This window comes from Mycobacterium sp. SA01 (assembly GCF_041287105.1).
In the GTDB taxonomy this organism is placed as follows: Bacteria; Actinomycetota; Actinomycetes; order Mycobacteriales; family Mycobacteriaceae; genus Mycobacterium.
This window is the reverse complement of sequence record NZ_JBGGNO010000020.1, coordinates 134828-153208: the sequence shown is the minus strand read 5'-3', so window position 1 is coordinate 153208 and position 18381 is coordinate 134828. Positions and strand designations below refer to the sequence as shown.

At 66.6% G+C, this 18381-nt stretch carries 21 protein-coding genes; 12 read left to right on the top strand and 9 right to left on the bottom strand.

Annotated elements, in window-relative coordinates:
• Positions 1-17 precede the first annotated feature (17 nt).
• A complete protein-coding gene (locus tag AB4879_RS19880; RefSeq protein ID WP_102805123.1) occupies positions 18-572 on the top strand; it encodes a TetR/AcrR family transcriptional regulator in 555 nt (184 codons plus the stop codon).
• Positions 573-618: 46 nt separating this feature from the next.
• On the opposite strand, the gene clpB is transcribed toward AB4879_RS19880, so the two are convergent.
• The 7 genes from clpB to nthB all read right to left on the bottom strand — a co-directional run bounded on the left by clpB (position 619) and on the right by nthB (position 7176).
• Positions 619-3165: an ATP-dependent chaperone ClpB gene (gene clpB, locus AB4879_RS19875; RefSeq protein WP_102805122.1), complete on the bottom strand. Its 2547-nt coding sequence runs from the start codon at positions 3163-3165 to the stop codon at positions 619-621.
• A gap of 134 nt (positions 3166-3299) precedes the next feature.
• On the bottom strand, positions 3300-4367 hold the full coding sequence (locus tag AB4879_RS19870) for a substrate-binding domain-containing protein (protein WP_370508958.1): 1068 nt from the start codon (positions 4365-4367) through the stop codon (positions 3300-3302).
• Positions 4368-4447: 80 nt separating this feature from the next.
• Positions 4448-4888 carry a MarR family winged helix-turn-helix transcriptional regulator gene (locus tag AB4879_RS19865; protein ID WP_370508957.1) on the bottom strand — a complete coding sequence of 147 codons (441 nt, stop codon included), beginning with the start codon at positions 4886-4888 and terminating at the stop codon, positions 4448-4450.
• 58 nt (positions 4889-4946) lie between these two features.
• Positions 4947-5462: a DUF1097 domain-containing protein gene (locus tag AB4879_RS19860; RefSeq protein WP_102805121.1), complete on the bottom strand. Its 516-nt coding sequence runs from the start codon at positions 5460-5462 to the stop codon at positions 4947-4949.
• A gap of 19 nt (positions 5463-5481) precedes the next feature.
• A complete protein-coding gene (locus AB4879_RS19855; protein WP_370508956.1) occupies positions 5482-5847 on the bottom strand; it encodes a nitrile hydratase accessory protein in 366 nt (121 codons plus the stop codon).
• A gap of 4 nt (positions 5848-5851) precedes the next feature.
• Positions 5852-6445 carry a nitrile hydratase subunit alpha gene (nthA, locus tag AB4879_RS19850; protein WP_102805365.1) on the bottom strand — a complete coding sequence of 198 codons (594 nt, stop codon included), beginning with the start codon at positions 6443-6445 and terminating at the stop codon, positions 5852-5854.
• 20 nt (positions 6446-6465) lie between these two features.
• Positions 6466-7176, bottom strand: a complete 711-nt coding sequence (gene nthB, locus AB4879_RS19845; protein ID WP_370508955.1) for a nitrile hydratase subunit beta — start codon at positions 7174-7176, stop codon at positions 6466-6468.
• Between the two features lie 228 nt (positions 7177-7404).
• Here nthB and AB4879_RS19840 point away from each other — a divergent pair, with 228 nt between their 5' ends.
• From AB4879_RS19840 to AB4879_RS19825, 4 genes are read left to right on the top strand one after another with little or no spacing between them, the layout of a single operon-like run.
• Entirely contained in the window at positions 7405-7635 is a 231-nt protein-coding gene (locus AB4879_RS19840) for a CbtB-domain containing protein (protein ID WP_370509528.1), read from the top strand.
• 11 nt (positions 7636-7646) lie between these two features.
• Positions 7647-8372: a CbtA family protein gene (locus AB4879_RS19835; RefSeq protein ID WP_370508954.1), complete on the top strand. Its 726-nt coding sequence runs from the start codon at positions 7647-7649 to the stop codon at positions 8370-8372.
• Entirely contained in the window at positions 8359-9360 is a 1002-nt protein-coding gene (locus tag AB4879_RS19830) for an acetamidase/formamidase family protein (protein ID WP_370508953.1), read from the top strand. Before AB4879_RS19835 ends, AB4879_RS19830 begins: the two co-directional genes overlap by 14 nt.
• A 49-nt stretch (positions 9361-9409) precedes the next feature.
• Positions 9410-9712, top strand: a complete 303-nt coding sequence (locus AB4879_RS19825) for a hypothetical protein (RefSeq protein ID WP_370508952.1) — start codon at positions 9410-9412, stop codon at positions 9710-9712.
• Here AB4879_RS19825 and AB4879_RS19820 read toward each other — a convergent pair.
• Both AB4879_RS19820 and AB4879_RS19815 read right to left on the bottom strand, forming a co-directional pair.
• The gene (locus AB4879_RS19820; protein ID WP_370508951.1) at positions 9709-10653 is read right to left on the bottom strand and encodes an antibiotic biosynthesis monooxygenase; all 945 of its coding nucleotides are present in this window, start codon (positions 10651-10653) and stop codon (positions 9709-9711) included. The genes AB4879_RS19825 and AB4879_RS19820 overlap by 4 nt on opposite strands.
• A 3-nt stretch (positions 10654-10656) precedes the next feature.
• Positions 10657-11064, bottom strand: a complete 408-nt coding sequence (locus AB4879_RS19815; RefSeq protein ID WP_102805115.1) for a hypothetical protein — start codon at positions 11062-11064, stop codon at positions 10657-10659.
• Between the two features lie 68 nt (positions 11065-11132).
• On the opposite strand from AB4879_RS19815, the gene AB4879_RS19810 reads away from it, so the two are divergent.
• The 7 genes from AB4879_RS19810 to AB4879_RS19780 all read left to right on the top strand — a co-directional run bounded on the left by AB4879_RS19810 (position 11133) and on the right by AB4879_RS19780 (position 18381).
• Positions 11133-11801: a GAP family protein gene (locus AB4879_RS19810; RefSeq protein WP_370508950.1), complete on the top strand. Its 669-nt coding sequence runs from the start codon at positions 11133-11135 to the stop codon at positions 11799-11801.
• Between the two features lie 23 nt (positions 11802-11824).
• On the top strand, positions 11825-13000 hold the full coding sequence (locus AB4879_RS19805; protein WP_370508949.1) for an FAD-binding oxidoreductase: 1176 nt from the start codon (positions 11825-11827) through the stop codon (positions 12998-13000).
• Between the two features lie 108 nt (positions 13001-13108).
• Positions 13109-13354: a hypothetical protein gene (locus tag AB4879_RS19800; protein WP_370508948.1), complete on the top strand. Its 246-nt coding sequence runs from the start codon at positions 13109-13111 to the stop codon at positions 13352-13354.
• Positions 13355-13362: 8 nt separating this feature from the next.
• Complete coding sequence (gene acsA, locus AB4879_RS19795; RefSeq protein ID WP_370508947.1) at positions 13363-15147, top strand: acetate--CoA ligase; 1785 nt, start codon at positions 13363-13365, stop codon at positions 15145-15147.
• Positions 15144-16118: a pyruvate dehydrogenase (acetyl-transferring) E1 component subunit alpha gene (gene pdhA, locus AB4879_RS19790; protein ID WP_370508946.1), complete on the top strand. Its 975-nt coding sequence runs from the start codon at positions 15144-15146 to the stop codon at positions 16116-16118. Before acsA ends, pdhA begins: the two co-directional genes overlap by 4 nt.
• Positions 16115-17170 (top strand): alpha-ketoacid dehydrogenase subunit beta, encoded by a 1056-nt coding sequence (locus tag AB4879_RS19785; RefSeq protein ID WP_370508945.1) that lies wholly within the window; start codon positions 16115-16117, stop codon positions 17168-17170. Before pdhA ends, AB4879_RS19785 begins: the two co-directional genes overlap by 4 nt.
• Positions 17167-18381 (top strand): dihydrolipoamide acetyltransferase family protein, encoded by a 1215-nt coding sequence (locus AB4879_RS19780; RefSeq protein ID WP_370508944.1) that lies wholly within the window; start codon positions 17167-17169, stop codon positions 18379-18381. The genes AB4879_RS19785 and AB4879_RS19780 overlap by 4 nt, the downstream gene beginning before the upstream one ends.

Sequence of the window (18381 nt, the reverse complement as noted above, 5' to 3'; positions counted from 1 at the left end):
TCAGTTAGGGTGGTCACGTGAGCAGGCCCGCGTCAGGAACCCGTGAGCGGATCCAGGATGTCGCCCGGGAGTTGTTCGGCCAGAAGGGTGTGCAACGCACCAGCCTGCAAGACATCGCCGACCGCCTCGGCATCACCAAGCCCGCGCTGTACTACCACTTCAAGTCCCGCGAAGACTTGGTCCGCAGCATCCTGCAGCCACTGATCGACGAGGGCGAACGCTTCGTCACCGAGCAGGAGAGCCGCCCGCCGGCCGCCCGGGCCACGCCTCGCGAATTGCTCGAGGGTTACTTCGACTTCCACTACCGCCACCGGGCCGACCTGATGCTGGTGGTGACCGAGCTGACCACGCTGGCCGATCTCGGATTGATCGACACGCTCCTGGCATGGCGAGAGCGCCTGTGCCGGTTGGTGTTCGGTTCTCGGCCCACACTGGAACAGTCGGCCCGCGGCGTCATCGCCTTCGGTGGTCTGCAGGACTGCTGCCTTCAATTTCCGGACAGCTCACCGCGGCGGCTCCGGGATGCGACGGTCACCGGCGCCCTCGCCGCGCTGGGTATGCCCGACGACTGACGCAACAAGCCCCCGCACCGAAGTGCGGGGGCCCGTCACGTCACTCTCAGCCGAGGATCAGCGATTCGCCATCCGGGCTGACGTTGACCGGCACGACGTCGCCGTCATGCACCTCACCGGCCAGCAGCAGCTTGGCGAGTTGGTCGCCGATCGCCTGCTGGATCAGCCGGCGCAGCGGCCGGGCGCCGTAGAGCGGGTCGAATCCGCGCTCGGCTAGCCACTGCTTGGCGGGCAACGACACCTCGAGAGTGAGACGCCGCTGGCCAAGGCGCTTCTGCAGCTGAGCCAGCTGGATGTCGACGATCGACACCAACTCGTCGGGCTGCAGTGCGTCGAAGACGATCACGTCATCGAGCCGGTTGATGAACTCGGGCTTGAACGCCGAGCGCACCGCCGCCATCACCTGCTCCTCGGTGCCGCCGGCGCCGAGGTTGCTGGTGAGCACCAGGATGGTGTTGCGGAAATCGACCGTGCGGCCCTGACCATCGGTCAGCCGGCCCTCGTCGAGCACGGCGAGCAGGACGTCGAACACATCCGGATGCGCCTTCTCGACCTCGTCGAACAGCACCACCGAGTACGGCCGCCTGCGCACCGCTTCGGTCAGCTGACCGCCCTGGTCGTAGCCGATGTACCCGGGCGGCGCACCGACGAGTCGCGCGACGGAGTGCTTCTCGCCGTACTCGCTCATGTCGATGCGGATCATGGCCCGCTCATCGTCGAAGAGGAACTCCGCCAACGCTTTTGCGAGTTCGGTCTTACCGACACCGGTCGGCCCGAGGAACATGAACGAGCCCGTCGGGCGGTTCGGGTCGGCCACTCCGGCTCGGGTGCGGCGCACCGCATCCGAAACGGCCTGTACGGCCTTGACCTGTCCGACGACGCGCTTGCCCAGCTCGGACTCCATCCGCAGCAGCTTGGCGGTCTCGCCCTCGAGCATCCGGCCTGCCGGGATACCGGTCCACGCCGACACCACGTCGGCGATGTCGTCGGGTCCGACTTCCTCCTTGAGCATCACGTTCTCGCGTGCTTCGGCCACGGGCAACGCCGCGTCGAGCTTCTTCTCGACCTCGGGGATGCGCCCGTAGCGCAGCTCGGCGGCCTTGGCCAGATCGCCGTCACGCTCGGCCCGGTCGGCCTCACCACGCAGCTTGTCGAGCTGCTCGGTGTAGTCGCGCACGACGTCGATCGCGTTCTTCTCGTTCTGCCACCGGGTGGTCAGCTCGGCCAATTGCTCCTTCTTGTCGGCCAATTCGGCGCGAAGCTTGTCCAAGCGATCGACGGACGCCGCGTCTGTTTCTTTGGCCAGCGCCATCTCCTCGATCTCGAGGCGCCGGACGATCCGCTCGACCTCGTCGATCTCCACGGGTCGCGAGTCGATCTCCATTCGCAACCGTGACGCGGCCTCGTCGACCAGGTCGATGGCCTTGTCCGGCAGGAACCGCGAGGTGATGTAGCGGTCGGACAGCGTGGCCGCGGCCACCAGCGCCGAGTCGGTGATACGCACGCCGTGGTGGACCTCGTAGCGGTCCTTGAGCCCGCGCAGGATGCCGACAGTGTCGTCGACCGACGGTTCGCCGACCAGCACCTGCTGGAAGCGGCGCTCCAGGGCGGCGTCCTTCTCGATGTACTTGCGGTACTCGTCGAGGGTCGTCGCACCGACCAACCGCAGCTCGCCACGGGCCAGCATCGGCTTGATCATGTTGCCGGCGTCCATCGCGCCTTCGCCGGTGGCACCGGCGCCGACGATGGTGTGCAGCTCGTCGATGAACGTGATGATCTGCCCGGCCGAGTTCTTGATGTCGTCGAGCACGGCCTTGAGCCGCTCCTCGAATTCACCGCGGTACTTGGCGCCGGCCACCATCGACCCCAGATCCAGGGAGATGACGGTCTTGTCGCGCAGGCTTTCCGGGACATCGCCGGCCACGACCCGCTGGGCCAGGCCCTCGACGATCGCGGTCTTACCGACGCCCGGCTCACCGATCAGCACCGGGTTGTTCTTGGTACGCCGGCTCAGCACCTGGATGACGCGGCGAATCTCGGTGTCCCGGCCGATGACCGGGTCGAGCTTGCCTTCCCGGGCGCGTGCGGTCAGGTCGGTGGAGTACTTCTCCAGCGCCTGATAGCTCGCCTCGGGGTCGGCGCTGGTGACGCGCGCGCTGCCACGGACCTTCACGAACGCGTCGCGCAGCGCCTCGGGAGAGGCGCCGTGACCGGTGAGCAGCTTGGCTGTGTCGGAGTCGCCGGTGGCGAGCCCGACCATCAGGTGCTCGGTCGAGACGTATTCGTCGTCCATCTCCGTTGCGAGCTGCTGGGCGGTGGTGATCGCCGCCAGTGACTCACGCGAGAGCTGGGGTTGCGAGGTCGCACCGCTGCTCGACGGCAGCCGGTCGACGAGTCGCTGTGCTTCGGCGCGGATCGTGGCTGGATCGACACCGACAGCCTCGAGCAAGGGCGAAGCGATGCCGTCGGCCTGCGTGAGCAGTGCCAACAGCAGATGAGCGGGCCTGATCTCCGGGTTGCCGGCGGCCGAGGCAGCCTGCAACGCGGCGGTCAGCGCCGCCTGAGTCTTGGTTGTCGGGTTGAAAGAATCCACGACACCTCCGTTTCGTCTAGAAAAGCTTGTCGAGGTTTACAACGCCGTCAAGGTTGAGTCTGTTCCGCTCAAGTTTAACGAATTTTCCGGGCAGGCTGAAAGAGGCTTTGGACATCAACTTGACCCAGGCTGATTCAGGCCGCGGAGATGCGGGCCCGGATCTCGAAATCGAGGTCGACTGCCTCGGCGACATACACGTCCTGGCTCATCTGGTTGCCGCGCATCGTGACTTCACCGCGCGGGCTGATGTAGGTCAGGCCGACCGCCGCCGCGGTCAGGGCGGGCACCGCCAGGGAACCAGCCCGCGACACCAGCGCGATCAACAAGGTGATCGCCTCGTAGCAGGACTCCCCGATGCTGTTGAGCGCAGGCGCGGCCGGGCCGAAGGTGGCGTAGTAGTGCGCGGCGAACTCCAGGCTGGCGGTGGTGTGGAGCGCTTCGAAGTAGCCGGCCGCCGCGAACAACCCCCGGTTGCTCTCACTGCCACTGGCCATCAGCATGTTCTCTTCGACGTGCGGGCTCAGCCTGGGCACCGCGGCGTCCAGCCCGACCTCGGCGAACTGCCGGTTGAACATGACCCCGTCACGTCCGACGAGCAACAGGACCACCCCGGTCGCGCCACTGCTCTCGACGTGACGCAGGGTGGCCGAGAAGTCCTCGGTTCCCAGCGGGACGTAGATCTCGCCGGCCAGCGGCTTGCCTTTGGCGCGTGCATGCCCTGCCGCCGCCGCACCCGTCTGCCGCGGCCAGACGTAGTCGTTTCCGATCACGATCCAGCGATCGACGCCGTGTTGGTCCGTCATCCAGTCCATCGCGGGCAAGAGTTGGCGCGACGGCGTCTCCCCGGTCAGGAACAGTCCCGCGGTGCGTTCGCCGCCCTCATAGAGCGGCCCGTACACGTATGGCACCCGTCCGGCGGTCACCTTGGCGATCGCCTGCCGCACCGGGGAGATGTGCCAGCCGGTGACCGCATCGATCGCACCGCGGTCGACCAGGCGCGCGATGTCGGCGGCAACCACGGCGGGCGGCCTGCTGCCATCCACCGGAACCAGACGAACCGGCCGGCCCAACACCCCGGCCGTCGCGTTGACGTCGGCAATGGCGAGCTCGGCACAGGCTTCACACGACGGACCGTAGATACCGGCCGATCCCGAGCGCGGGATGACCAGGGCGACGTTGATCGCCGGTGTCTGGTGCACCATCGACCTCCATCCAGCTGTCTTTCGACCGCACCCTCGACCCATCGTCTGCCTGCCGCGTTACTAGCGCGTTGCGCGACCGTTCACGGGGTGGAAAACAGGTCGCCGACGCGGGCAAGAGTCTGGATGAACTGTGCGGCGTTGTCCTCCCCCAGTTCGTCGACCAGCACGGCCTTGAGCCCAGCTTCCTGCTTGGTCAGCTTGCGCACCTTGGCCTTGCCGCGCGCCGACAGGTGAACCAATACCCGCCTGCGATCCGCCGCGTCGACCCGCCGGAGCACCAATCCAGAGTCGACGAGCTTGTCCACGATGCGGGTCAGTGTCGGCGGGGCTATCGACATCGCCGCCGAGATGTCGCTCATCGTGAAGCCGTCACCGGTGCGCAGCGCGCCGAGCACCCGCCAACCCTCGATCGTGTTGACGTCGGCGTCCAGCAACCCGTTGCACAGCGCATCGGTCCACCGGCGCTCGGCGCGGACGAAAACCTCGGCAATGCTGTCCAAATTGCTCGTCGATGTCAGCACGACGCTCCCAGCTCTCGATCGCTTCTGCGGTGACAACTAGTCTGCGCGACAGCGTATCTCACTGTGCCACGCGCCGCGGGACTGTCACCTGCGAGATCATCCCCAGCGCCGCGGCACCCCACTCCGAGGCGATACCGAAGCTTGCGCCTACCAGAGCCGTCGTCGCCGCGATCAGCGCGGGATTGGACACACCGGCGGTCGTGATGGAATTCCCCGTCGCCGCAATGGTTCCGACGGTCATCGCGAAACCGAACACGATCGCCGGTGTAGCCGACACCCAGGCCAGCCGCGAGACCTGCACCATGGCGAAGCTACCCACTCCCACCGCGACGGCCAGCAGTACCGCACTGGAGGTGTTGTGCACCGACAGCAGGGTGAGCGTGGCGATCGCGATACCGGTCCAGTTGCACACCACCGACTTCACCAGCCCCGGAACTCCTGTCCCCACGAAAAAGAATGACGCCCACGCCAGAAACAGCACCCAGACCGGAAGCTTCCAGACCGTTGCCGTCATGAGTGTCGACAGCGCCCCGAGCACTCCCACGCTCAGGGCCAGCGCAGAAATCTTCGACATCCGCGAAATCTCCTCTGCCTCAGTGCTCGTGGTCGTGGTCGTGGTCGGCGTGGGCGAGGCGCTGCGCCTCGGTGACGGTCCGCGTTTCCAACTGGTCGGTGTCGAAGAACTGCTTCTGTGCTGCCAACCGGCAGAACGCCTCGGCGAATTGGCGGTAGTAGACCTCCGGGTCGCAGGTCTCGTCGACCCCGGAGTCGCCGATCGCCGCGATCAGGTGCACCTTGAACTCGTCCCACTCGAAGGCCCCGGACTTGCACAGGTGCACGACGAGCCCGAAAAGCCTTCCCTGCCAGGGTGCGTCGAACACCAGCTCACCGTTGGAACGAGGCAGCGCGATTGCACCGCCGAGGTCGTCGAACCCGGTCAGATCAAGGGTCGCGGTCATCGGTTCACTCCCCCGGCACGGAGGCGAGCGCGGTGCCCACCATGGAATCGCGGTTGATCAGCGGGATCAGCTCGTCAACCGTCATGGTCTCGGTGCCCTTGGGGCGCTGAGGGATGACGAGGTAGCGGATCTCCGCGCTGCTGTCCCACACGTCGATCTTGACTTCGGGCGGCAGCTCGAGTCCGAACTCGCCGAGTACCCCGCGCGGGTCCTTGACCACGCGCGCACGGTATTGCGGGTACTTGAACCAGGCCGGCGGAATGCCCAGCAGTGTCCACGGATAGCAGGAGCACAGCGTGCACACCACCACGTTGTGTCGTTCATCGGTGTTCTCGACTGCCACCATGTGTTCGGTCTGCAGGCCGGTGAAACCCATGTCGGCGATCGCGGCGGTGGCATCGCGGAGCAACCACTCGCGGTACTCGGGTTCGGTCCACGCCCGCGCCACCACCTTGGCCCCGTTGACCGGGCCCATATCGTTCTCGAACGAGGCGACGACAGCATCGACGGCCTCGTGTTCGGCCAAGCCCTTTTCGACCATCAGCGACTCGAGCGCGTTCACTCGCGCCTCGACGTCAGACAAAGACAGCCAATCCATTTCGCTCATTTCTCCTAGTCTCAGGCCGGTTCGAGGTAGTTCTCGAACAGATCGGCGTACAGGTTGAAGTCCTCGACCGCCTCGTCACCCCACAAGTTAACGGAGTTGAACTTGACCATGTAGAGCTGATGGGGAGTGTCGATCTGCTTGTGCGCGCTGTCGGCGGGATCATGAAATGCCCCGTACTGCTTGGCAATAACGCCCACGGTGCGATTCAGATAGCCGGGCAACCGGTTGTGGGTCACCTCATTGAGATTGCGCACCGCCACCTTGTCACCCACGCCGTAACGTGGCGGGGTGTCGGCGGGCAGATCATGCGGCGTCCCTTTCCACAGGATGTCGATCATCTGCTGGGCGAACGGCGATAGGTTCTCCGGCTTCTGCGGATGCGGCGTCATCGATGGAGCGCCCAGTTCCTGCATCCGTGTGTCGATCTCCTCGTGGGAGACGTAACCCTTGTCGTTGAGCAGCTTTTCCACCGAGAACAACCAGTGGGCGTAATAGGTGGAGTCAAGGTACTCACTCCACTTCATCAGCTCGATGCCATGGCGTTGTTCATCGAGGTTGAAGGCACCTTTGGCGATCGCCATGGCGGTCACCGCGTGCATCCGGCCTTCGAAGGGGTAGCGCCAGTCCGGGATCCCCGGTTCGAGGAATTCAGTGGCGACGGGGCCGATGCCGTCGCGCCCACCCAGGTCGTGTGGACCGTGCATATCCGGCTCTCCAATCATTAGTTCACGGTCGTAATACTTTCATTTGGAACTATGCGCACTGTCGGCAACCTTACGCAATCCGTACCGCCATGCGTAACACAGGATTTACGCACGACGGGCCTCGTGTTAAACCTGGATTTCAGCCCCGCCAGACCAGGCTCTTCCGGTTGACCGCTCGGAACCCTGCCGGGTATTCAGAGCAAGCGAAATATTTGCAATCTGGAAGTAACTACCGAGAGGGACATGATGTCTTCGACTACTCGACGGTCCGCCGCGCGGTCGAGCGCGACGTTCGAGCTGCCCGACACCCACACCACAGGCATGGCCCTGCAGCTGACGGTGACCACCGTGCTGGCCTTGATCGCGTTCTATTTCATCGGATTCGACCAGGGCGCGGTGTCGGTATTCGGCTCCGACACCCACATCCATGAGTTCGTCCACGACGCCCGGCACCTGCTCGGCTTCCCCTGCCACTGAAAGGTCACGCCATGCAGAGAATCATCGGCCTCGGCCTGACAGCCGGACTGTCAGGTGGGATCGCCGCATTCGTTTTCGCGCGCATTCTGGTCTCCCCACTCATCGATGCGGCCATCGGCCACGAAGAGGCACACGCCCACGGCGAGGAACACGAGATATTCAGCCGCGCCCTGCAAGAGAATGTCGGCGCCGGTGTCGGCACGGTGATGTTCGCCGTCGTGCTGGGCGCACTGTTCTCTGTCGCGGTCGCGGCACTGTCGATGCAGATGACCCGGCGCGGTATGCACACCGACCTTCGGTGGCCGGTCAGCGCCTTGGCGGCGATCGGCTTCGTCGCGGTCAATCTCGTTCCGGCCCTGTGCTTCCCGGCGAATCCGCCCGGCGTCGGCCATGCAGACACCATCGGGGCGCGCACCACTGCATATCTGGTCATCCTGCTGGCTTCAGTGGCGCTGGCGATCATCGCCGTCGCAGCCGCCGTGCGGCTCAGTGCGCGTCTGGGCACGTGGTCGGCAGTCGCAGTCGCAGGCTGGGGCTACCTGGTCAGCATCAGCGCCATCGCGCTCCTGGTCCCCCGGTTCGATGAGGTCTCCGATCATTTCCCGGCCGCGTTGCTGGCCGACTTCCGGATCAATTCACTGCTCACCCAGGCGCTCATGTGGCTGGTACTAGGCACCGTGTTCGCGGCGCTGCTGCCCCGCGTCCTCAGCACCAGGATGGTCGATGCGCGTCGTTGAGTTCACCCCCACCCGCGATCAATACGTCTGGACCTTCGGGGGCGCCGAGCCCGTCCTGGAGGTCTCACCCGGCACCGCGATGCGGCTATGGACCGAGGACGCCTTCGCCGGGCGGGTCACGTCCAGCACCGACAAGCCCAGCCGCGTGCTGAACACCAAGGAGCTCAACCCGCAGACCGGCCCGTTCTATGTCACCGGCGCGGAGGTCGGTGACACCCTGGCGCTTCACTTCGTGTCGATCGAGCCGGCCAGGGACTGGGCCGCCTCGACGACGATCCCGCTCTTCGGCGCCCTCACCGGCACCGATCGCACGGCCACTCTGCAGGCGCCGCTGCCCGAACTGGCCTGGATCTACCGGATCGACCGGGCGCGGGGTACCGCAACCTTCACCGCACACGAAAGCGACTTCACCCTCGACATCCCGCTGGCACCGATGATGGGGACGGTCGGCGTCGCACCCGCCCTGCGGGAGGTCCGGACCACTCTGGTCCCGGACTACTTCGGCGGGAACATGGACACCCCGGAGCTCCGCGCGGGCACCACGGTCTACCTGGGCGTGAACACCGAGGGCGCGCTCTTCTCAGTGGGTGACGGCCACTATCGCCAAGGTGAGGGTGAAACCTGCGGAACGGCCCTGGAGGGCGCGATGAACGTGACCCTGGTCGTCGACCTCATCAAGGGCGGCGCGCCGGCGTGGCCGCGCTTCGAGCACGACGACGCATTGCTGACGGTGGGTTCGGCACGCCCGCTCGAGGACGCCTGGCGGTGCAGTCAGGTCGAGATGGTGCGCTGGCTGGAAGAGCTGTACGGGTTGAGCACCATGGACGCCTACCAGCTGTGCAGCCAACTGTGCCTGTCCCCGTTGGCCAACGTGGTCGACGTCAACTACAGCGCGGTCACCAAGATCGCGAAGGCGCTCCTCCCGTCGGCAGACCCCTACGGCGGCGTGCACCGCAAACTGCGACAGATGTCGGAGCAGTTGACCTGAGCACACGGGCGGGGGTGGACACCGATCGGATCGAACATATGATCGAACAGTGGGTGAGCTGACCTCGATCGGTTACAACGGTCAGCCGCTGCGGCCGCCCTTCCGGCCGGTGGCCCCGCCCGAACCTGTGCTCGTCGATCTGACCGTGCTCTTTCCCCGCGAACCGCACCGGACCGGCCGCTACCACCCGCATGGATTGCAGATGCACAAGGTCGTCAGGGGCATGCTGTCCTGCTGGGGATTGTGCGAGCAGGGCGATTGGTGGGGCCTGGTCACCTACGACATCTCCTACGGACCCAAACGCAAGGCAGTGACGCACTGGGTTCCGGCCTGGACACTCAAGCGGACCTAGCCTCGCGCGAAGTCCCAGTACTGCAGCCACCGAACGACCGCGAACACACCCAGCGTCACCAGGTAACCGACGACGATCACGCTCGCGCCGAGCACGCTGACGCGGACCCCCGCCCCGTCGATCGGATCGAGCCAACGCCCGAACCACCGCCCGACCCACGGCATCAGCGCCCACTGCAGGACAGCCACGCTGACCACCTGACTGAGCCACATCGCCAACCACGGCGGGGCACCGGCGCCGTCGAGGACCGGGCCCATGAACCGCGACAGCAGCATCACCGTCGGGTAGAGCACCAGCAGGATCAGCATCGCGGTCTTCCATCTCGGAGTGACCGCGGTGTGGCCGTTCTCGGTCCGCACCGTGCTGCCAAAGGTCGTGATCGAGGACACCAGGGAGAATTCTCGGGTCAGGCTCAACCGCAGCGGCCCCAGCGCGGCGCGGCGTTCCGGCGACTCCAGCCACGTCACAAGTTGGTGTTCGGTACGGAACCGCAGCACCGCGAACGAATCGCCGCCGGTGTCCGGGGCGAAGGTGCAACATCCTTCGAACCCGCTGAACCGGGCGCTCACCTCCGCCAGCTGAGCCTCGGCCGCCACGAAGTCGGCGGCGCGGTCCGCCGCCACCATGTGCCGAAAGAAGCCGACGCCCGGCGGCACCCCGCTGTCCTCGACGATCACGATGTCGGCTGTGGCACGAAGAATTCCGCGCCTCCTGCCATCGTTCAGCGACCGTTGGCGGGCCGAACTGTCCAGCCAATGGTGCAGCGCCCGCGCATTGGCGAAGGTGACGGCGAGTCCCCAGTCCAGGTGCGGATCAGCCAGCACGGAGACCCGGAAATCGGTCGACTCCGATGCGGTGGTGCGCATCGTGTCGGCCCACTCGATGAAGTCGGCGGGGTCGTTCGCGGGGTGGAAGATCGTGACGACAGTCGCCGTGCTCATGGGCTAGGTCCGCCCGGCGTTCGGCACCGAGGTCGTGGCGTACGGGTTGGTCAACGTGACCGTCGTCGTGGGAGTGGTGTACTCGGTCTCCGACGGGATGACCACTTCGCTCGAGGTGTCCGACGGCGACGTCGAGGTCGACGATGGGGAGCCCGGGTTCAGATCGGTGGTGGAGATCCGCGTCGACGTGGTGCGCGAGGTGGTGGACGTCTTCTTGCTCGAGGACGTGGTGGTGCTGATCGCCGGCGCATAGGTCACCGGCCCGTCGCGCCGCTGCGAGCTCTCCGAGGTGTCCAGTACCGCGTACACCAGGATCGCGAGCAGCACCAACGCTGCCACCCCGGAGACGTAGACCAGAGTGTTCTGCTGGCCGTCGTGGCCGCCATCACCCTTTTCTTCGTCGGCATCCATGCCCACGGGCAGAGATAGTACGGTCAGCCGTGATCGAGCGTTGCCCGTCTACGCCCCAGGAGGCATCTGTGACGACCGGCCTCGGTTCGGAGCTGACCGAACTGATCCCCCTGGCGCTCGTCATCACACTGTCCCCGCTGACGATCATCCCGGGCATCCTGATGCTGCACACGCCCTCGCCCCGGCCGACCAGCATGGCGTTCCTGCTGGGCTGGGTGCTCGGCATCGGCGGCCTGACCGCGGCGTTCGTGCTGGTGTCCAACGCTCTGGGCGGACTCAACAAGCAGCCGATGTGGGCACCCTACGTCCGCATCGTGATCGGGGCGGCGCTCGTCGCGTTCGGGCTCTACCGCTGGTTCACCCGCAAGCGCACGGAGCACACCCCCAAGTGGCTGACATCGATGACCAGCATCGGTCCGCCCCGCGCCTTCGTGACCGCGGTGGTGCTGGTGGTGGTCAACCCGAAGGTCCTGTTCATGTGTGCCGCAGCAGGTTTGGCGATCGGCTCGGCGGGGCTGGGGACCACCGGGGCGTGGACGGCCGACGCCGTGTTCACCGCCGTCGCGGCGTCCTCGGTGGCGTTGCCGGTGCTGGCCTATCTGGTCGCCGGTGAGCGGCTGGACCAGCCGCTGACCAAGCTCAAGAATTGGATGGAGGCCCAGCACGCAACGCTGGTCGCCGTGATCCTGGTCGTCATCGGTGCCATGGTGTTGTACAAGGGCGTTCACGGCCTGTAGTTCGCGGGCCTACACTCGCGGCCGTGGGTCTGGAGGATCGTGATGCGCTCGCGGTGCTGCAGGCTGCGTTCGAAGACGCCGCGGCTCCCCAGTCGGCATCCCAGCAGCTGCTGAACCGGTTCTACACCCGATGGTTCGCGCTGGACTCTGAAGTGCGGGATTTGTTCCCCCCTGAGCTGGCGCCGCAGCGGGCGGCGTTCGGTCAGGCGATGCACTGGGTGTTCGGCGAATTCGTCGCCCAGCGCGCCCAGGCCCCGGTGGCTTTCCTCGCCCAGCTCGGCCGTGATCACCGCAAATACGGTGTCACACAACGACATTACGACAGTATGCGGCAAGCGTGGTACTCCGAGATGCGCAGCCACCTCAGTGATCGCTGGACCCCGGCCGTCGACGACGCCGCAATCCAGGCCGTCAACCTGATCACCGGAATCATGGGCGGCGCGGCCGACGCCGAGAATGGGCCCGCGTGGTGGGACGGCACCGTCCTCGAACACCACCGGGTATCACGCGACCTCGCAGTCGTCCGCCTGCACCTGGACCGGCCGATGCCCTACCACCCGGGGCAGTACGTCAACGTCCACGTTCCCCAGTGCCCGCGCCGCTGGCGCTTCCTGTCACCCGCCATGCCACCGGACCCGGACGGGTTCATCGAGTTCCACGTGCGCTCGGTGCTCGGCGGCATGGTCAGCAATTCGATCGTGGCCGAGACCCGCCCCGGCGATCGCTGGCGGCTGTCCAGCCCGCACGGCGCGATGGAGGTGGACCGCGACGGCGGCGACGTCCTGATGGTGGCAGGCAGCACCGGCCTGGCGCCGCTGCGGGCGCTGATCATGGATCTGTGCCGATACGGCGAGAACCCGCGGGTGCATCTGTTCTTCGGCGCCCGCTATCCGTGCGAGCTCTACGACCTGCGGACCTTGTGGGAGATCGCCGGCTCCAACCCGTGGCTGTCGGTATCGCCGGTATCGGAGTACTCCAACGATCCGCCGTGGGCGGCCGACTATCCCGATGTCCAGCCACCCCGCGGCCTGCATGTGCGCCAGACCGGGCGACTTCCCGAAGTGGTGACCAAATACGGCGGCTGGGGCGATCGCCAGATCCTGATCTGCGGAGGTCCCGCGATGGTGCGCGCCACCCGCGACGCTCTGCTCGCCAAGGGCGCACCGCCGGAGCGCATCCAGCACGACCCGCTGCACTGACCCAGCCGGTCGCAGCCCGTTAGCCCCGAGTTCGGGGACTTTCGTCCCTTCCAGCTCGCATCAGCCTCGACCACCATCGTTTGTGGGGGTGGTAAGTGAGGGGTGGAGATGACTTCTGGTTTGGCCGACGAGACTGAACTCGACGCCGTTGCTTGGGAATTCCTCTGCTCGCCATACACCGGACGCATCTACTGGGACTGGTCGCTGGAACGGCGGCTCGACGCCTACCTCCGCCATCAGGACCGCCACGACATCCTCAACAGCGGCGCCGCCTATGCGACGTTGCGCGACAGGGTGATGGCCAACCTGGGGCAGGCGCGCCGCGAGGGCGTCCTGGCCCCGCCGCACGTGTGAGGGACACCATGGACGTCATCCACAAAGGCGACGGCGACCTCAAGGTCACCCCCAACCTCGTCGACTACGCGCAGACCCGCGCCTCGTTCCGATGGTCGGATGTGCCCGACCTGTGCGCCGCGATGGGCCAGGGCGGCTGCAATATCGCCTACGCCGCTGTCGACCGGCACGCCGAAGGTCCGGATGCCGACCGGACCGCGTTGCGGTTCATCGCCGACACCCCCGACTCCCCCGAGCTGACCACCCACGACATCAGTTACGCCGAGTTGGGCCGGTTGTCGCGTCGGTTCACCAACGTGCTGCGCGGCTTGGGAATCGGCAAGGGTGACCGCGTCTTCGTCATCATGGGCCGCGTCCCCGAGCTCTACACCACCATGCTCGGTGCGCTGCGCAACGGCAGTGTGGTCTCACCGCTGTTCTCCGCGTTCGGCCCCGAACCGATCGCCACCCGCGTCAACATCGGATCAGCCGACGTGCTGGTCACCACGGCGGCGATCTACAAGCGCAAGATCGCCAAGATCCGTGGGGAGCTGACGTCGGTCAAACATGTCCTGGTGGTCGGTGACGACATCGAGGGCACCGAGAACTTCCATCGGCTGATGGACGCCGTCGGCGACGACGCACCCATCGAACACACCACCGCCGACGATCCGTCGCTGCTGCACTTCACCAGCGGCACCACCGGCACACCCAAGGGCGCCCAGCACGTCCACGGCGCGGTCGCCATGCACTACATCACCGGCCGCTACGCCCTCGATCTCCACGCGGGCGACATCTATTGGTGCACAGCCGATCCCGGCTGGGTGACCGGCACCTCATACGGGATCATCGCCCCGCTGCTGCACGGCGTCACCTCGATCATCGACGAGGCCGAGTTCGATGCACAACGGTGGTATCGCATCCTGCAAGACGAGCAGGTGACGGTGTGGTACACCGCCCCGACCGCCATCCGGATGCTCATCAAGGCCGGCCCGGAACTGCCTGCGCAGTACCACTTTCCGCACCTGAGGTTCATCGCCAGTGTGGGTGAGCCGCTCAACGCCGAAGCGGTGTGGTGGGGCAAACGGGTGCTGGGCTTGCCGATTCACGACAACTGGTGGCAGACCGAGACCGGCGGCATCATGGTGGCCAACACCCCGGCCTTCGACATCAAGCCCGGGTCGATGGGCCGCCCACTGCCCGGGGTCGACGCCTGTGTGGTGCACCGCGAAGATTCCGGCGCGGTCACCGTCATCGACGAGCCGGACGTCGAGGGCGAGTTGGCGTTGCGCGTCGGCTGGCCGTCGATGTTCCGCGCATACCTCAATCAAGACGAGCGCTACCGCAACAGTTTTGCCGGTGACCTGTACCGGTCGGGCGATCTGGTCAAGCGGGACGCCGACGGCTATCTGTGGTTCGTCGGGCGGGCCGACGACGTCATCAAGTCGTCGGGGCATCTGATCGGACCGTTCGAGGTCGAGAACGTGCTGACCGATCATCCCGCGGTCGCCGAGGCGGCGGTGATCGGCAAGCCCGACCCCACCTACGGCGAACTGGTCAAGGCGTTCGTCACACTCAAGACGGGGTATGCCGAGAGCGACGAGTTGCGTCGCGACCTGATGGGCCATGCGCGAAAGCGGTTGGGGGCCGCGGTGGCACCCAAGGAGATCGACTTCGTGGACGCGTTGCCCCACACCCGCTCCGGCAAGATCATGCGCCGGCTGCTCAAGGCCCGCGAGCTGGGACTGCCCGAGGGTGACACCTCGACGGTGGAGACCGCCGCCGTCCAGCACGGCAGCGAGGTGACCGCATGACCGATCAAGACCTGGCGCGCGGGCTGCTCTCGGACATGATCCGGGTGCGGCGCATGGAAGAGAAATGCGCCGAGATGTACAGTGCAGCAAAGATTCGCGGCTTCCTGCACCTCTACGTGGGCGAGGAAGCGGTGGCCGCGGGCTCACTGCGCGCGCTGGGACCCGACGATGCTGTGGTCGCCACCTACCGGGACCATGCCCACGCCCTGCTCCGCGGGATCCCGCTCACCGCGATCATGGCCGAGATGTTCGGCAAGCAGGAGGGCTGCTCGCGCGGACGCGGCGGGTCGATGCACCTGTTCGACGCCTCGCGCCGGTTCTACGGCGGCAACGCGATCGTGGCGGGTGGTCTGCCGCTGGCCACCGGTCTCGCCTTTGCCGACGCGCAACTCAAGCAGAATCGCGTCACCGCATGCTATTTCGGCGAGGGCGCCATCGCCGAGGGCGCCTTCCACGAGTCCCTGAACATGGCCGAGCTGTGGCAATTGCCAGTGCTCTACCTCTGCGAGAACAATCGCTACGCCATGGGCACCGCGATCGACCGCGAGCTCTCCCAGACCGACGTCACCGCCAACGCCGCGGCCTACCGGGTACCCACCGCATCGGCGGACGGCATGGACGTGCTGGCCTGCCATGCCGCCACGGCCGCTGCCGTCGAGCACATCCGCACCGAGGGCGGCCCGTTCTTTCTCGAATTCCGCACCTACCGGTTCCGCCCGCATTCGATGTTCGACCCCGAGTTGTACCGGGAGAAGACCGAAGTGGAGCACTGGCGTGAACGCGATCCGATCCGCCTGTTCACCGAGAAGTGCCTCGCCGACGGCACTCTGAGCGCCGACGACGTCGCGGGGATGGAGCAGCGCGCCGCCACCGAGGTCGACGACGCGGTGGCTTACGCCGAGGCCGGAACATTGGAGAGCGTCGAGGAACTCACCCGCGATCTGATGACCCCGGCGGAGGCACTGTCGTGAAGACCACCTACCGCAATGCCGTCCACGACGCGATTCGCGAAGCAATGCGCAACGACCCGCGGGTGGTTCTGCTGGGCGAGGACGTCGGACGCTACGGCGGTACCTATGCGGCGTCGAAGGGACTTCTCGAGGAGTTCGGCCCCGAGCGGATCCGTGACACCCCGCTGTCCGAGCTGGGATTCGTCGGCATCGGCATCGGCGCCGCGATCAACGGTCTGCGTCCGATTGTCGAAGTGATGACCGTGAACTTCAGTCTGCTGGCGCTCGACCAGATCGTGAATACCGCTGCAGCACTTCGACATATGTCCGGTGGGCAATTCTCGGTCCCGCTGGTCGTCCGGATGGCGACCGGCGCCGGCCGGCAGCTCGCCGCCCAGCACTCGCACAGCCTGGAGGGGTGGTACGCCCACATCCCGGGGATCACAGTGGTGGCCCCGGCGACGGTGGTCGACGCGTACGGGATGCTGCTCACCGCGTTGGACGATCCGGACCCGGTGATCGTGTTCGAGCATGTGCAGCTCTACAACACTGCCGTCGACGTCGACGCCCTGGTGCCGACCGACATCAACCGGGCCGCAGTTCGGCGCGGCGGAACTGACGTCACGATCATCGCCTACGGCGGCTGCGTGCCCAAGGCACTCGACGCCGCCGACCAACTGGCTCTGGTCGGTATCGACTGCGAGGTGATCGATCTGCGCGTGCTGCGCCCCCTCGATGACGACACCATTATGGAGTCGGTGCGCAAGACGCACCGCGCGGTCATCGTCGACGAGATGTGGCGCACCGGCAGTCTGGCCGGGGAGATCAGCGCGCGGATCGTCGAGGGGGCGTTCTACGACCTGGATGCTCCCATCGCCCGGGTGTGCAGCGTCGAGGTGCCTATCCCCTACGCCAAGCACCTCGAAGAGGCGGCACTGCCGCAGCCGGACAAGATCGTGGCCGCGGTGCGGGGGCTGTTCGGAGAAGGTACCGGCGGGCAGGAGCGAAGCGACCCGGGGAAAGGTACCGGCGGGCAGGAGCGAAGCGACCCGGGGAAAGGTACCGCCGGATGATCGAGTTCACGATGCCGGCCCTCGGTGCGGACATGGACGAGGGCACCCTCGACGAGTGGCTGGTCAAGCCCGGCGACACGATCACCCGCGGACAGATCGTCGCGGTCGTCGAAACCACCAAAGCCGCAGTGGAAATCGAGTGCTGGCATGAGGGTGTTGTCGCCGAGTTGCTTGTCCCCGTCGGGCAGACGGTGGCCGTGGGCACACCGCTGGCCACCCTGGCCGAATCAGGTGAGACGCCGCGACCGCACATGGCGGCACCGGCCGCGGCACCGGTTGCGGCACCCCACCCCGAGACCCCGGTTGCACAGCGACCGACCCTGGCCGCGCCCGTCGGCCACCGACTGTGGGTGTCCCCGGTCGCACGGCGTACGGCGGCGTCACTGGGCGTCGACCTGGGCGCTGTGACCGGAACCGGCCCGCAGGGGGCGATCACGCTCATCGATGTCGAGCATGCCGCTGCCGCACAGCATCACGCCGAGCCCAAGCCGGCCGCCCCGGTCGCGAGTTCCGAACCGAAGTCGGCCGCGGAGAAGGCCAAGCAGCGCGGCGCCGCCATGCGCGCGTCGATCGCCGCGGCAATGGGTCGCTCCAAGCGGGAGATCCCGCACTACTACCTGGCCGACGAGGTCATTCTCGACACCGCACTGGGGTGGTTGACCGAGCAGAACGTGAACCGGCCGATCACCGAGCGGCTGCTGCTCGCGGTGCTGCAGCTCAAAGCCGTGGCGCTGGCCGCGCAGCGGTTCACCGAGTTCAACGGCTTCTGGCATGACGACGGCTACCAGCCGGCCGCGGGTGTGCATGTGGGCGTGGCGATTTCGCTGCGCGGCGGCGGGCTGGTGGCGCCGGCGATCCACGACGTCAACGAGAAGAAGCTCGACGAGCTGATGAGCGACCTGACGGATCTGGTGGCCCGCGCTCGGGCCGGCTCGCTGCGCAGTTCGGAGATGTCCGATCCGACCATCACCGTCACAAACCTGGGCGACAAGGGCGTCGACTCCGTCTTCGGCGTGATCTACCCGCCGCAGGTCGCGCTGGTCGGGTTCGGCAGGCCCACCCAGCGCGTGGTCGTGGTCGACGGCGGAATCCGGGTTGCGACAACGGTGCACGCCAGCCTGGCCGCCGACCATCGCGCCAGCGACGGTCATCGCGGCGCGTTGTTCCTTGCCGAGATCAACCGGTTGCTGCAGCAGCCCCGGGAGCTGTAG